Genomic DNA, 14748 nt, shown 5'->3' on the forward strand with positions numbered 1-14748 from the left:
CGTGGTCACTGAAAAAGGTGGATTATTGCGCTGGCAGCGTCGGCACGTTGTCGTCGAACCAGGTTTTATAGATTTTGGCGTAAGTCCCGTCAGCAACAATCTTTTGCAGCCCGGCGTTGATCTTGCCCAGCAGTTCGCTGTTGCCTTTCGCCACCGCAATACCGAAATACTGACGCTCAAATTTGGCATCCGGCACCAGCTTGAACTGCTTCTCCGGGTGCTGTTTGATGTAGTACTTCACCACCCCGACGTCGCCCACCGCGGCGCTGACGCCGTCCTCAAACAGCTCCTGAAGCATCAGCGGGGTATTATCGAAACGCTTGATCGCGGTGCTGTTTTTGCCCAGCACCTCAGAAACCACGATATCGCCGGTGCTGGAGTTCACCACCCCGACCTTCTCGTTTTTCAGGGCCGCCAGCGAATCCACCTGCGAGTCCTGGGCGACGACGATAGACTGCTCGGCCGGGAAGTACGGCGCGGAGAAATCGACCATCTGTTTGCGTTTATCGGTGATGGTGATCCCGGAGATGATGATATCGCGGTCGCCGGTGTTCAGCGTGGCGAAGATGCCTTCCCATGGGGTATTGACCAGCTTGACGTCAAAGCCTTCGGCTTTAGCGATGGCTTTGATGATGTCGATGTCGAAACCTTCCAGCTGTTTCTGGCTGTTTTCAAATTCAAACGGCCGGTAGGTGCCGCCGGAACCGACGGTATAGGTTTCCGCAGCCGCCTGTCCGGCTGCCGTCAGCGCGGCCATCATGAAACACGCCTTGAGCAAATTCTTGACCATGAGATTTCCTTTTTATGCATTTATTTTGCATAAAAATACACACACTGACTTTTATATGCAACCGGAAACCTTCCCGCTGGTGAATTATCTCTTCAACTGCCCCGTTTACCGCCGGATTTACCGATGGCCCGGTGCAGGTCGTTGATTCGTTTCAGGGATTTCACCGTTTTTTGTGGCGTGGTGGAGGCCACCGACAGGACAATCATCTCCAGACAGACCAGCACCGTGCCGTGCAGCGGCATCCGGCTGCTGTCGCCGCCGCGCGGGACGTCGATCACTACCTGCGCCTCCTGGCTGAAGCGCGAGTCCACCGCCTGAGTCAGCAGGATCGTCGGGATACCCAGCCGCTTCGCCTCGCGCAGGGTGGTCATCCCTTCGCGATGGGGGGATTTTTGCCCCATCATGATCAGCACATCGCCGCGCTGCAGGCCGATAAGCTGCTCGGCGAGGCTAAAGCCCGTGCGGTTCATCACATACGCCGGCAAGCCAATGCGGCTGAACAGCCGGGCGGTGTACTCGGCGAGGATCCCCGAGGCGCCGATGCCGAAGATCCCTACCTGGCGCGCGTCGCTGAGCAATGCCACCGCCTGGGCCACCGCCGCGCGGTTGTCGGCGCGCGACAGGACCTCGCAGACCCGCTGATGGCCTTCAAGCACAAAATCAATACTGGAGTTGACGTCGCTGGAGAGCGCCGTGACCGTCGAGCGCATTTTTTCCGCCGAGGTAACCGAGGTGCCGAACCAGCGCTCCATGGTCTGCTTAAGCTCGCGCAGCCCGGCGAAGCCCAGCGCCTGGATGGCGCGCACCACCGTGGCGTCGGAGGTCTGGGTCGCCGTGGCGATCTCCATCGCCGTATGCTCCAGCACCACCTCGCGGTTGTCGTTGATATAGCTGACCACGGCCCGCAGCCGGGGGGAAAGCTGGTGCGCCCGGGCGCGATAGCGTTCGCCGAACAGATCGACTTTGCCCTTCTCTTTTTTTACCGCGCTTTTCATTTGGCCTCCGCCGGGATGGGCCTGCCGGCAATATGCGACTGCACCTGGGCCACCATCAGAGACAGCGCGGCGTAGGAGTTAGAGATCACCTCTTCCCGCGGCAGCAAAATATAGTGCCCGGTGCGGCAGGCACGCAAAAAGTCACACCAGCCGGGCATCACACCTTCCATCGCCTGCAGCTCATCCTGCGGCTTACCGCCGGTATCCGACCGCCAGGTGGCGAAGACAAAATCGGCGTCCAGCTCCGGCAACTGTTCAGCGCTGACGTCAATGCGCTGACCGTCGGGGATCCGCTCAATCAGCGGCGGAAAGCGGAACCCGGCGTCGCGCAGCACCCGGCCCAGCGCATGATACGAATGGTGCACCGTGACCTTGCCGTTGTTCGCCTGGATCACGGAGACGCTGTACTGCGGTGGGTTGACCATCGCTTTCAGCTGTTTGATTTGTTCCTGATAGCGGCGCTCAAGGATCGCCAGCCGCGGCTGGGTGCCGGTCAGCTGCGCCAGCTTGCGGTAAATCTCCGGGGCGCTACCCTGCAGATGGTCGATGCTCACCGTCGGGGCAATCTTCTCCAGTTGCTCCACTGACACATGGCGGCTGGGCTCGGTGATAATCAGATCCGGCTTTGCGGCGGCTACCGCTTCCAGATCGATATCGGCGGTACCAATAAAGCGGATATCGCTGTTGTCGAAATCGACACCGGTGAGCTGGGCGCTGGCGCGCAGATAGTGGCTGCCGTCCGGGCGCGTCCGGCCGTGGCTGGCGATCGGCGGCACCCCGAGCTCAATCAACGGAATGGTAATATCGAGATCGTGCATCGAAACAATGCGCTGCGGATGCAGCGGGACGGTGACCGTGCGGCCTAAATCATCGGTGAAAGTTTGAGTTTGTGGGGCGGCGGCGCTGACGGCCCCCGTCAGCAACAGCAGCAATGAGACGAACCAACGCATACTACCTTCCTGGTTAAAGGGCATCACGGCGACGCCAGAGCAAGACAACAAAGAATGGGCAGCCCACCAGGGCAATGACAATCCCCGCCGGGATCTGCAGCGGCGCAAACGCCAGCCGGCCAAGGGTATCGGTTACCAGCACCAGCAAGGCGCCAATCAGCGCGCTGCCGCACAGCAGCGATACCTGACCGCCGCGCAGCACGAAACGCGCCATATGCGGCGCCATCAGGCCCACAAAGCCCAGGCTGCCGACGCAGGAGACGCTGGCCGAGGTCAGCAGCACCGGCGCGAAAAAGCGCAGCATCGTCAGCTGCTGCAGACGTACGCCGAGGCCGATGGCGGTCCGGTCGCCCAGCAGCGCCACGTCCGCCGCCCGGGCGGTACAGAACAGGATGATGGCCCCGGGCAGCGCCCAGCAAAAGGCCACCGCCAGCAGCGGCCATGTGGCGGCCTGCAGGCTGCCCGCCAGCCAGATCATCGCCGTCTGCACGTCGCGAACGTCGGCGGTGGTCATAAAGATGCCGACCGCTGCCGCCAGAGTCCAGGAGACGCCGATGCCAATTAAAATAAAGCGTGGCCGCGAACAGTCGCGCGCCAGCGTCAGGACCAGCAGGGCCACCGCCACGCCGCCGACCATCCCCGCCAGCGGCCGCCAGACCAGGCCTACCGCCGGGAAAAACAGCACCAGCGCCAGCACCACGATGTTGGCCCCCTCTTTGACGCCAATCAGCCCCGGGTCGGCCAGCCCGTTACGGGTGATGCTCTGCATCGCCGCGCCGGCCAGCCCCAACATGGCCCCGCACAGCAGCGCCATCAGGATCCGCGGCAGGCGGATATCAAACAGAATAAAGCGCGGCTGCTCGCCCATCTCCTGCGGCGCCAGCAGGGCCCGCGCCAGCGTCGACGCGGGCAACGGAAAGCTGCCGCGGCTGAGGCTGTACAGCCCGAGCGCCAGCAGCATCAGCATCATAATGGCGGCAATGTTGAGCGCCGCCGGGCGCAGCAGCAGCTGGCGGGAGGCGATAACCAGCGGCCGAAAACCGGCCCGGTGAACGGCGCGCGTCATTTAAAAAACCTCGCGGCGATAAAGATAAACAGCGGTGCGCCCACCAGGGCGGTCATCGCCCCGGTCGCCAGCTCCTGCGGCGCGACCAGCGTCCGGGCGGCGATGTCCGCCAGCACCAGCACCAGCGCCCCCACCGGCGCCGCCAGGGGCAGCGCCAGACGGATATCTTCCGTCACCAGACGGCGCACCACGTGCGGCACCACCAGCCCGACAAAACCGATCGGCCCGGCCACCGCCACCGCCGCACCGCACAGCAGCGCAATCGCCAGCAGACCCAGCAGCCTCGTCTGGACGAGATTAATGCCAAGGCCCAGCGCCACCTTATCCCCCAGCGCCAGCACATTAAGCCGTGGGGCAATGAGCAGCGCGACGCCAAGGCCGATCAGCGCCGGAACCAGCGCCGTCTGCAGCGTGCTCCAGTTCAGTCCGGCCAGGTCGCCGGCCAGCCAGGTACGCATCGCCAGCAGCGTCTGTTCATCGAGGATCAATATCGCCGCCGTCACCGCCGACGCAAACGCTGACAGCGCCACTCCGCACAACGTGATGCGCAGCGGCGTCGCCCCGCCGCGCCCGGCAGAGGCCAGCGCCATCACGCCACCGAACAGCAGCCCCGCGCCGCAGGCGGCGGTCAGCGGGCGCCCGGCTGGAAAAGCGCCGAGAGACAGGCCCAGCGCCGAGGTCGCCACCACCGCCAGCGAGGCGCCGGCGTTAAGGCCGAGAATATGCGGCTCGCCAAGTGGGTTACGGATCACCGTCTGCAGCAGCAGCCCGGCGACGCCGAGCGCCGCGCCGGTCAGCAGCGCTGCCGCCAGCCGCACCAGGCGCAGATCGACGATGATTCGCTGGTCGAAGTTGCGCGGATTGTACTCCAGCAGCGCCTGCAGCACCGTCTGTGGGGCGATCCAGCGGGCGCCTAAGCCAAGATGCACCAGCGAGGCGGCGATAAGCAGCAGCGTTAGCAGCAAGAGCGCCAGTCGGGGGCGGGCATGACGCCGCGCGGCGTACATAACGGCGGCGCTCATGCGTCAACGGCCTGGCGGGCGCGAAACGGCATAAAGAACGGTTTGCCGGTTTGCGGATTAATCGACATCTGCACGTCAACGTCAAACACGCGTTTAATCAGCTCAGGGCTACAGACGTCGTTGTCGCTAATCGTGCCGGCGATGCGCCCCTGTTTGAGGAATACCAGCAGATCGGCATAGTTCACGGCAAAGTTGAGGTCATGGAGCACCGTCACCACCGTGCGGCCATGTTCGCGGGTGAGAGTCTGGAGCAGCTCGAGGATATCGACCTGATAGCGCAGATCGAGCCAGGTGGTCGGCTCATCGAGCAGAATGGTGGCCGTTTGCTGGGCCAGCGCCATGGCGATCCAGCAGCGCTGACGCTGGCCGCCGGAGAGGCTGTCCACCGGCAGATGGGCGAATTCGGCGGTACCGGTTAAGCGCAGCGCCTCCTCCACCGCCAGCTCATCGGCCTCGGACCACTGGCGCATCAGCCCTTGCCATGGGTAGCGCCCGCGCGAGACCAGCTCGAAAACCGTTAACCCTTCCGGGGTCACCGGCGATTGCGGGAGGATGCCCAGCTGGCGCGAGACGGCTTTCGTCGGCATCTGGTGAATGGCTTGCCCGTCCAGACGCACGCAGCCGCCGAGCGGTTTCAGCATTCTGGCGATGGTCGAGAGCAGCGTGGATTTACCGGAGCCGTTCGCCCCGGCCAGCACCGTCATTTTGCCGGTGGGAATGGTCAGGTTGATATCGTCAACGATCAGGGTCTGGCCGTATCCGGCCGACAGGGCATCCAGTACGATCCCCTGCTCTGCAGGTTTCACCCGCTGTGGCATAACTCGCTCCTGCGCCGCAGCGTTCCAGGCCATCGCTGAACAGTCTGCAGTCAAACAAAAATAAATCTCATTCTCTTTTGATCATGACGGGGATAGATGTAGTAGTCAATACTCGCCATCGTCATCCGTCCGTCGCGAGCACTACAGCGAGGCTGCGCAACAGAAAAATCGATAAAATCATTTAATATCAATAAAATAACAACACACCACCTCATTGAAAAGACGTGATAACCCCGCCATATCCCACCGCCATTTTTTTATCTTACATAACATTTACTACTACATCCCTTCATGATTGAATGATTCTCAATTACACATCTGAAGGCGCGTTCAGACGCTAAACAGAGTGCTTTTATTATTCAGGGCAATGATTTTATTGGCTTAATCTGACCGCAAAGGCAGATTCGTTCACGAGAAACAGATAATGACTCAACCCCATGTCGCCTGCAGAGCGTTGCAAGGGCGCGCGCTTTTTTCGCTTCTTTTTTTAGCCTCACCGGGATTAATGGCCGCCGACAATAGCGCGGCGAAAAGTAATAACGACGCGGAAGAGACCATCACCGTGGTGGCCGACGGCGCGCAGCAGAGCGCCACCAGCGGCTATCAGCCACTCAGCTCCGCCACCGCGACGCTGACCTCGATGCCGCTGCTGGATATTCCGCAGGTGGTTAATACCGTCAGCGATCGGGTTCTCGAAGATCAGCACGCCACCTCACTCGATGAGGCGCTGTATAACGTCGCTAACGTGGTGCAGACCAACACCCTCGGCGGTACCCAGGACGCCTTTACCCGCCGCGGCTTCGGCGCCAACCGCGACGGCTCGATCATGACCAACGGTCTGCGCACCGTGCTGCCACGCAGTTTTAACGCCGCCACCGAACGGGTGGAAGTCCTGAAGGGGCCAGCTTCGACGCTGTACGGTATCCTCGACCCCGGCGGGCTGATCAACGTCATCACCAAACGGCCTGAGCGGCAGTTCTCCGGTTCGGTTTCCGCGACGTCCACCAGCTTTGGCGGCGGTACCGGCAGCTTCGACGTCACCGGCCCCATCGAAGGCACGAATCTGGCGTACCGGCTGATTGGGGAATACCAGAATGAGGATTACTGGCGCAATTTTGGTAAAAACAAAAGCAGCTTTATCGCCCCTTCCCTGACCTGGTTTGGTGAACGGGCGACGGTGACCGCGTCCTATTCGCACCGCGACTACAGCGCCCCCTTTGACCGCGGCACTATTTTCGATCTGAATACCGGCCATGCGGTGAACGTCGATCGCAAAACCCGCTTCGATGAAGCGTTTAATATTACCGATGGCTATTCCGATCTCGCTCAGCTCAACGCCGAGTATCGCCTTAACGACGCCTGGACCGCGCGCTTCGACTACAGCTACAGCCAGGATAATTACAACGATAACCAGGCGCGGGTGATGGCCTATGATTCGGCGACCGGCAACCTCACCCGCCGGGTCGACGGTACCCACGGTTCAACGCAGAAGATGCACTCCACCCGCGCTGACCTGCAGGGCAACGTGGTGGTGGGCGGCTTTTATAACGAACTGCTGACCGGCGTCGCCTATGAGAATTACGATTTGCTGCGCACCGATATGCTGCGCTGCAAGAACGTGAAAGGCTTTAACATCTATCATCCGGTCTACGGCACCCTCGACACCTGTAATACCGTCTCCGCCTCCGACAGCGATCAGCGTATCCAGCAGGAGAGCTATGCCGCATACGTGCAGGACGCGCTGTACCTGACTGACAACTGGATCGCGGTCGCTGGCGTGCGCTACCAGTACTACACCCAGTACGCCGGTAAAGGCCGACCGTTTAACGTCAATACCGACAGCCGCGATGAGAAATGGACGCCGAAAGCCGGCCTGGTCTACAAGGTGACGCCGAACGTCTCCCTGTTCGCCAACGTCGCCCAATCGTTTATGCCACAGTCATCGATCGCCAGCTATATCGGCGAACTGCCGCCGGAAGAGTCCACCTCTTACGAAGTGGGCGCCAAATTCGACCTGTTAAACGGCATTACCGCCAATATCGCGCTGTTTGATATTCATAAGCGTAACGTGCTGTACACCGAGAGCATTGGCGATGAGACGGTGGCCAAAACGGCGGGCAAGGTGCGTTCCCAGGGCGTGGAAGTGGACCTGGCCGGGTCCATCACCGATAACCTCAGCGTGATCGCCAGCTACGGCTACACCGACGCCAAAGTGCTGGAAGATCCGGATTACGCCGGGAAACCGCTGCCAAACGTACCGAAACATACCGGTTCGCTGTTCCTGACCTATGACATTCATAACGTCTATAACAGCAACACCCTGACCGTCGGCGGCGGCGGCCATGCGGTCAGCAAGCGCTCCGGCACCAACGGCGCGGATTATTATCTGCAGGGCTATGCGGTGGCGGATGTGTTCGCCGCCTATAAGATGAAGCTGCAGTATCCGGTGACGCTGCAGGTGAATGTGAAGAACCTGTTTGATAAGACCTATTACACTTCCTCGATCGGCACCAATAACCTCGGCAACCAGATTGGCGACCCGCGAGAAGTGCAGTTCACGGTGAAGATGGATTTTTAAGCCGGGCCATGGCGTCGCGCCGGATGTTCATTGCCGGGCGGCGCTGCGCTTGCGCCGGCCTACAACTGCATAGCCTGGGGTCCTTCCCCTTCCTGTCGAGTTCGTAGGCCCGGTAAGGCGCAGCCGCCACCGGGCAAAAATGTGGCGCCTGGCGTCGGATGCCCATAACCGGGCAGCGCTGCGCTTGCACCGGCCTGCAACTGCATGACCTGCAGTCCTTCCCCTTCCTGTCGAGTTCGCAGGCCCGGTAAGGCGCAGCCGCCACCGGGCAAAAATGTGGCGCCTGGCGCCGGATGCCCATAACCGGGCAGCGCTGCGCATGCACCGGCCTGCAACTGCATGACCTGCAGTCCTTCCCCTTCCTGTCGAGTTCGTAGGCCCGGTAAGGCGCAGCCGCCACCGGGCAATGCGTTCAGCTTACCAGTCCTCCTCCTGGCCGAGGATGCGCAATATATCCTGACGATGCTGCAGCAGTTGCGGGTTATCGCGATGACGAGGAAAATCCAGCGGCAGCGCGAACTCGGCGATAATCCGCCCTGGACGCGGCGACATCACCAGTACCCGCTCGCACAGCAGCAGCGCCTCTTCGATATCGTGGGTCACCAGCAGGCTGGTATACCCCTGCTGCTGCCAGAGGGCGATCAGCTCCCGCTGCATGCTGATGCGAGTCAGGGAATCCAGCTTACCCAACGGCTCGTCGAGCAGCAGCAGGCGCGGTTCGTTCAATAAGGCGCGCGCCAGCGCCGCACGCTGCGCCATCCCCCCGGACAGCTGCCGCGGCCACGCCTCGCTGAAGGCCTGCAGCCCGATGCGGTCAATCAGCGCGTCGGCCTTCGCCTCCAGCCCCTTTTTGCCCTGCGCCTGCGGGCCCAGCAGCACGTTCTGCCGTACCGTCAGCCATGGGTAGAGCGTCGGATCCTGAAACACAAGGATCCGCTCCGGCCCCGGGGCGCCGAGCGCCGCGCCGTCGATCTGCATCTGTCCGCTCTGCGGCGCTTCCAGCCCCGCCAGCAGCCGCAGCAGGGTTGATTTACCGCAGCCGGAAGGGCCCAGCAGCGCCACGCTTTCCCCCGGGCGCAGCTGCAGACTGATATTCTCCAGCACCGGTACCGTCTGTTTGCCAAGTGTAAACGCATGATGAAGATGGCTGATGGATACCGCCGCGCCGCGCGCTATCGCCGGCGAATCTGGCGTCGCTGTTACCATTGCATTCCTCCTCGCTGCCAGCTAAGCAGCCGGTCACGCAGCATAAATAATCCGCTTATCAGGCCGGAGCATAACAACGCCATCACCAGCAGCGCGGCGTACATATTCGGATAGGCCGCCCAGCCCTGGGCCCACTGGAGGTAAAAGCCGATCCCTGACTTCACCCCGACCATTTCGGCGACAATCAGCACCGAAAACGACGCGCCGAGCCCCATAAACAGGCCGACAAAGACGTTCGGCAGCGCGGCGGGGATCGCCACCCGCAGGATCAGGAAACGCTGGCTGGCGCCGAGGGTCCGCGCCACGTCGTACCACGCCTTATCAATGCCCATCACTCCGGACCAGGTCAGCACCGTGACCGGGAACCAGGTGCTCAGCGCGATCAAAAACACGCTGGCCCCGAAGCTCGAGGGAAAAATAAACAGGCACAGCGGCAGCAGCGCGGTGGACGGCACCGGCCCCAGCAGACGTAACACCGGATGCACCCAGTAGCCAATCCGTTGCGACCAGCCAATGGCCAGACCGGTGATGAACCCGCTGCTGGTGCCCAGCAGCACGCCGAGCCCCAGCAGCCCCAGCGAGTGCAGCAGGCTGTCGAGCAGGCGCGGCCAGTCGTCGTGCAGCACCTCGATCAGCGCCTGCGGCGGCGCGAAAAACGGCACCGGTAGCACGGCGCTCTTGGCGGTCAGCCCTTCCCAGACAGCAAACAGCACCGGCAACAGCGCCAGCCACTTGCCGGCATGCCGCACACGCGCGCCGCGCGCTCGCCAGTAGCGATAGCTCAGCGCCAGCAGCAGTAATCCGCCGCCGAGGGTGAATTGCGCCAGCGCCCACCCTTCGCTAAATGGCCAGCGCCGCCCGGCATCGGGCCAGGCCAGGGTAAACAGACCGCCCAGCAGCCACAGCGCGGCGGCCAGCAGCCCTTCTCCCCACAGCGGCGCGCGGTCGGTGGGGCGCGCCAGAGCCTGCTCAGGCGAATACGTTGGCATAGATACTCTCCGCGAACTGATGGGGATCGGTACCCGGTTTGATCACCTGCACCCGCTGCAGGTCGACCGCGTACTGCGTCAGCTCTTTCACGAACGCTTCACCCACCGCGTGATGGCCGTGGCCCTGCCCGTGCAGGATGCCGCTCACCTCCGCTTCACTGGTGTTCAGGGCATGGGCGAGGAAGGATTGCGCCACGCTTTCCGGATGCGCAGCGGCATAGCTGTGCGCCTCAAGGATCGCCTGGGTGAGCGCGGCGGCGGCCGGTTTATGGTCCCGCGCCAGGCTCCCGCTCACCCCCAGCACGCAGCAGCTGAGATTGGCATAATCCCCGGTCATATTGCTGGCGATCAGCTGATACTTGCCGGTCTCCAGCAGACGATAGCTGAATGGCTCGCTGCCGCTGCTGGCGGCGATTTCGCGCTTGTCCAGCGCCACGCTGAGCAGATCCGCCGGGTAGACTTTCCACTGCACGTCGCTGATCGGGTCGATACCGTGGCGCTTAAGCAGAATGGCGAAGAAGTTTTTATCCGGCCCGGCCATATCAGTGACGCCGATGGTTTGTCCCTTCAGGCTCTCGAGGCCGCCGAACGGCGAGTCTTTGGCCGTCAGCAGGTTCAGACAGCCGCCGTGGGTTCCGGCGGTGAGCTTGACGTCAAAGCCCTGCTCCAGCGCCTTCAGCCAGCGCAGCGCCATCCCCACCCCGGCGTCGGCCTTACCGGTGGCGATCGCCTCCAGCAGCACATCGGTGGAGTTGCCGAAGTTAACAAACTCAACGTCGAGGTTATATTTACTGAAAATCTTCTGCTGCTCGGCGACGGCGACCGGCGCAAGGCATACCGCGCTTTTATTGATCGCCAGCTTGATCTTGTAGGGCTCTGGCAGGCGCAGCGCCGGATGGGCATCGCCGCTGGCCATGTTCGCCATATCGTGAGCCCACAGCGGCAGAGAGACCCCGGCCAGCGCCAGGCCGCCGCTGAGCTGTAAAAAACGGCGGCGGGAAAAAGTGTTTCTGGTCATGGTGTCACCTCGGCGGCGGGCACGCTAAAGCTGGGGTCAAAGGTCGGCTTCACGTCCAGCCGGGTGCGGATCAGGCCGTTGGCGAGATAAAAGTCCGCCGTTGCCTGCTGCTGGGTCACCGTTTCCTCTGCCAGCGGCTGCCACTGCGACTGGCGGTTGGCAAATTGCGCGCGGGCGATCTCCGCCGGGAAGCGGATGATCTCCCCCAGCGTTTTGCCGTAGCTGTCGAGATTGGCGTAGGCCCAGCGCTCAGCGCCGGCCAGGCGCTGGAGATAATCCTGCAGCGCGGCGCGTTTTTGCGGATCGTTAAGCGCGGAATCCGTTGCCGCGAGGAAGGTATTCCCCGGCAGCAGCCCTTTGCCGCTCACCAGAATCTGCCCCTCGTTGGTCTTCACCATTTGGGTGGTGTAGGGCTCCCAGGTCGCCCAGGCGTCTACCGAACCGTTAAGCAGCGCCACTTTGGCGTCCACCGGGCCGAGGAACACCCACTGCACCTCCTTCGGTGAAATCCCCGCCTGCTCCAGCGCTTTCAGCGCCACGAAATGACCAATCGACCCTTTACCGGTGGCGATGCGCTTGCCTTTTAAATCGGCGTCGCTTTTTAACGTGCTGCCGGGGGAAACCAGCACCGCGGTCCCCGCCGGGTTGCTTTTATCCACGGCAATGGCCTTGACCGGCGCACCGTTGGCCAGGGCAAAGAGCAACGGCGCATCGCCGATGATCCCCGCGTCCACAGCGCCCGCGTTGAGGGCTTCCGCCAGCGGCGCGGCGGCCGGGAACTCGGCCCACTTAATGTCGTAAGGGAGATTTTGCAGGGCGTTGGCCGCCTCCAGCTGCGAACGCATGCCGCCTTTTTGATCGGCGATACGCAGGGTGATCCGCTCCTGCGCTGTCGCGTAGCCGCCCAGCACCAGCAGCATCAGCGCTGCCGCCACCCGGCATGAAAATGATAGACGCATCGTGATTATCCTTGTGATTGAAAGACGAAGTTGCCGGCTGCCAGCCAGGCGCTGTCGCTCTGTGGGGTATGTACCCGTCCGCAGAGCACGTTGCGGTAGTGGCGTTCCAGCGGGTTCTGTCGGCTCAGGCCATGATTGCCGGTCAGCTCGAGCGCAATATTCACCGCCTGAATGGCGTTGTCGGTGATGGTGACTTTCGCCAGATTGGCCTCGATGGCGGAAAAGCGCAGCGCGGCGGCCTGCTCCAGCAGGCTGCGGTTGACCAGCAGCAGCCCGGCGATCTGCCCGACTTTCTCCTGCACCCGTGGCAGACGAGAGAGCGGATGACCGAGACCGGCGGGTACCCGTCCCGCCAGCCACCTCACCAGCCAGTCGTGAGCGGCGTGGGCAATGCTGTCATAGATCGCCGCCAGCAGCGCCGTCTGCCGGTTGGCGAACAGGCGAAACGGTTCGGCCTCCGCGGCGGGTGGCGCATCGGCCGGCCAGACATCCACCGCGTGCTCTGCCGCCACCCGCACGTGGTTAAAAATAACTTCATGGCTGCCGGTGGCCCGCATCCCGGCGTGATCCCAGCTTTTCACCACGCTGATACCCGGGCTGTCGCCAGCCACCAGCCAGGTGCCCACCAGCGGCGGGTTATCATCGCTTCTGGCCCACACCGCCAGCCAGCGCAGCCCTTCAATGCCGGTGGTATAAATTTTATGGCCGCTGATGTCCCAGCCCTCCGCGCGACGGGTCGCCACGGTGTCCGGCAGGCCGCCCCGCGCCGGGGATCCCAGCTCCGGCTCGACGCGCAGGCTGTTGATGAGGCCACCGTGTTCGACAGCATCGTGAAAAACCTGCTGGCGCAGCGGCGCGTGCCAGGCGTCATTTTCCGCCAGCCGCAAATGGTGCAGATACTGCATGCAGACAATCAGCGCTGTCGCCGGCTCTCCCCAGGCGATGGCGGCGATGACCTGCTGCAGCTGGGCCAGAGTGGCGCCCGCGCCGCCGCAGGATGACGGCACGGCGAGACTTAACCAGCCCCCCGCGCGCAGATGGTCGATATTACGCTGGGGAAAGTCGCCGCTGGCATCAAGGCTGGCCGCCTGCTCCGCCATCTGCTGGCGGAGCGCCGTCAGCTGCCGGGCCCAGTCGTCGCGCTCAGGATGGATCACGATGCGCGCTCCGCCACCGCACGCCGGGCAGCTTTTTCCCGGGCGATCGGCAGCAGCGCCCGGCCATAGTCGGCCGCGTCGTTCAGCGGATCGAAGCCGCGGATCAGGAAGTTACGCACGCCGAGGTCGTAGTAATCGAGCAGCGCATCCGCCACCTGCTCCGGGGTGCCCACCAGGGCGGTGGAGTTATGTCCGCCGCCCACCAGTTGGGCGATGCCGGTCCACAGACGTTTGTCCACCACCCTGCCCTGCGCCGCGGTGGCCCGCAGCCGCTGGGCGCCGATGCTGTCCGGTTTGGCTTTGAAACCCCCTCCGCGCTGTGCCGCCTGCTCGGTGGCGACGTGCAGGATATGCTCGGCTTTCTCCCAGGCTTCGGCTTCGCTGTCGGCGATAATCGGCCGGAACGAGACGCTGAAGCCGATATCACGCTGGTGTTTCGCCGCTTCGGCGCGCACACGCTGGATGGTCTCTCCGGTTTGCGCCAGCGACTCGCCCCACAGAGCGAAGACGTCGGCATGTTTGCCGGCGACGGCGATGGCCGCTTCCGACGAGCCGCCGAAGTAGATGGGAAGATGCGGTTTTTGCAGCGGGCGAATGGCGGACCAGGCCTGCTCGGCCTGATAAAAATCGTTGTGAATATCCACCGGCTGCTCGCTGGTCCACACCTGGCGCACGGTGTCGAGGAAGGCGTCGGTGCGGGCGTAGCGCTGGTCGTGGTCGAGATAATCGCCATCCCGGCGCTGCTCGGCATCGTTGCCGCCGCTGATGATATGGACCGCCAGCCGGCCCCCCAACAGGTGCTCAAGGGTGGCGAATTTGCGCGCGGCGAGGGTTGGCGAAACAAAACCGGGGCGATGGGCCAGCAGGTAATGGATTTTCTGCGTCGACAGCCCGGCCAGGGCCGTCACCAGAAAGCCGTCGGGTTGATCGGACCAGTGGCCGACCAGCAGACGATCAAACCCGGCGGCTTCATGGGTTTGCGCAAAGCGAACGATATAGTCGCGGTCAAAGATCGGCCCCACCGGGGCAATCGTTTCGGAAGAGAGGCGGTGGCCAATCATGCCGAGAAACTGAATGCTCATGAACAACTCCTTGCGTCAGGGTAATGGAGTGGCCGCGACAGCGGCGCTGGTCATTACCCTATACAGAGTGTGTTAATGAGCAAAATGCATTTTTATCATATCTTAATATGCTGAATTA

The 14748-nt window shown here is 62.7% G+C and carries 11 protein-coding genes and 2 pseudogenes; 1 reads left to right on the top strand and 12 read right to left on the bottom strand.

The window, feature by feature from the left end; translation table 11 throughout:
* Positions 1-22 precede the first annotated feature (22 nt).
* The 6 genes and pseudogenes from AS136_RS13485 to AS136_RS13510 all read right to left on the bottom strand — a co-directional run bounded on the left by AS136_RS13485 (position 23) and on the right by AS136_RS13510 (position 5641).
* Entirely contained in the window at positions 23-790 is a 768-nt protein-coding gene (locus AS136_RS13485) for a basic amino acid ABC transporter substrate-binding protein (RefSeq protein ID WP_008804504.1), read from the bottom strand.
* A 92-nt stretch (positions 791-882) separates the two neighbouring features.
* Positions 883-1816 (bottom strand): annotated as a pseudogene (locus tag AS136_RS13490) (MurR/RpiR family transcriptional regulator).
* Positions 1782-2759, bottom strand: coding sequence for an iron-siderophore ABC transporter substrate-binding protein (locus tag AS136_RS13495; protein ID WP_074456603.1), 978 nt, complete (start codon positions 2757-2759; stop codon positions 1782-1784). The pseudogene AS136_RS13490 and the gene AS136_RS13495 overlap by 35 nt, the downstream one beginning before the upstream one ends.
* Entirely contained in the window at positions 2749-3801 is a 1053-nt protein-coding gene (locus tag AS136_RS13500; protein ID WP_023297798.1) for a FecCD family ABC transporter permease, read from the bottom strand. Before AS136_RS13500 ends, AS136_RS13495 begins: the two co-directional genes overlap by 11 nt.
* A complete protein-coding gene (locus AS136_RS13505; RefSeq protein ID WP_023322816.1) occupies positions 3798-4823 on the bottom strand; it encodes a FecCD family ABC transporter permease in 1026 nt (341 codons plus the stop codon). Before AS136_RS13505 ends, AS136_RS13500 begins: the two co-directional genes overlap by 4 nt.
* Positions 4820-5641, bottom strand: a complete 822-nt coding sequence (locus AS136_RS13510) for an ABC transporter ATP-binding protein (RefSeq protein ID WP_023297800.1) — start codon at positions 5639-5641, stop codon at positions 4820-4822. The genes AS136_RS13505 and AS136_RS13510 overlap by 4 nt, the downstream gene beginning before the upstream one ends.
* A 505-nt stretch (positions 5642-6146) precedes the next feature.
* Between AS136_RS13510 and AS136_RS13515 the strand changes: the two genes are divergently transcribed.
* The gene (locus tag AS136_RS13515; RefSeq protein WP_072122350.1) at positions 6147-8219 is read left to right on the top strand and encodes a TonB-dependent siderophore receptor; all 2073 of its coding nucleotides are present in this window, start codon (positions 6147-6149) and stop codon (positions 8217-8219) included.
* 417 nt (positions 8220-8636) lie between these two features.
* On the opposite strand, the gene AS136_RS13520 is transcribed toward AS136_RS13515, so the two are convergent.
* From AS136_RS13520 to AS136_RS13545, 6 genes and pseudogenes are all read right to left on the bottom strand, one after another.
* The gene (locus tag AS136_RS13520; protein ID WP_023322817.1) at positions 8637-9425 is read right to left on the bottom strand and encodes an ABC transporter ATP-binding protein; all 789 of its coding nucleotides are present in this window, start codon (positions 9423-9425) and stop codon (positions 8637-8639) included.
* Positions 9419-10414: an ABC transporter permease gene (locus AS136_RS13525; protein ID WP_023322818.1), complete on the bottom strand. Its 996-nt coding sequence runs from the start codon at positions 10412-10414 to the stop codon at positions 9419-9421. Before AS136_RS13525 ends, AS136_RS13520 begins: the two co-directional genes overlap by 7 nt.
* Entirely contained in the window at positions 10395-11432 is a 1038-nt protein-coding gene (locus AS136_RS13530; RefSeq protein WP_023322819.1) for an ABC transporter substrate-binding protein, read from the bottom strand. Before AS136_RS13530 ends, AS136_RS13525 begins: the two co-directional genes overlap by 20 nt.
* Positions 11429-12391, bottom strand: a complete 963-nt coding sequence (locus AS136_RS13535) for an ABC transporter substrate-binding protein (protein WP_023322820.1) — start codon at positions 12389-12391, stop codon at positions 11429-11431. The genes AS136_RS13530 and AS136_RS13535 overlap by 4 nt, the downstream gene beginning before the upstream one ends.
* 5 nt (positions 12392-12396) lie before the next feature.
* Positions 12397-13548, bottom strand: a complete 1152-nt coding sequence (locus AS136_RS13540; RefSeq protein ID WP_023322821.1) for an acyl-CoA dehydrogenase family protein — start codon at positions 13546-13548, stop codon at positions 12397-12399.
* Positions 13535-14630 (bottom strand): annotated as a pseudogene (locus AS136_RS13545) (LLM class flavin-dependent oxidoreductase). The gene AS136_RS13540 and the pseudogene AS136_RS13545 overlap by 14 nt, the downstream one beginning before the upstream one ends.
* Positions 14631-14748: the final 118 nt, after the last annotated feature.

Origin of the sequence: Klebsiella sp. D5A (assembly GCF_001620885.1) — a bacterium.
Classification (GTDB): Bacteria; Pseudomonadota; Gammaproteobacteria; order Enterobacterales; family Enterobacteriaceae; genus Klebsiella; species Klebsiella variicola.